Source organism: Acinetobacter sp. ANC_7512, assembly GCF_056779935.1.
This window is the reverse complement of sequence record NZ_JBWYIX010000043.1, coordinates 1-308: the sequence shown is the minus strand read 5'-3', so window position 1 is coordinate 308 and position 308 is coordinate 1. Positions and strand designations below refer to the sequence as shown.

Sequence of the window (308 nt, the reverse complement as noted above, 5' to 3'; positions counted from 1 at the left end):
GTGATCTTGCAAACTGGCATACCGGTGCACCTGATGCCATCCCTGCTGTGGGTGGTGCAATGGACTTAGCCGTGGGTGCGAAAAAAGTCTTTATTACCACCGATCATGTCACTAAAAAAGGCGAACCTAAAATCGTTGCTGAGCTGACTTATCCTGCGACAGGTTTGAAATGTGTGGACCGCATTTATACGGACCTTTGTGTGATTGATGTGACGGCAGATGGCATGAAAGTGATTGAGAAAGTTGAAGGCTTATCTTTTGAAGAGCTTCAATCGATGACGGGTGCCAAACTCATTGATGCCACTCAG

1 protein-coding gene is annotated in these 308 nt (G+C 46.8%); it reads left to right on the top strand.

Going from position 1 to position 308, the window contains the following annotated elements:
• Positions 1-308, top strand: a 308-nt coding sequence (locus tag AC1M9H_RS14385) for a CoA-transferase (protein WP_481613657.1), incomplete at both ends; no start/stop codon positions are given.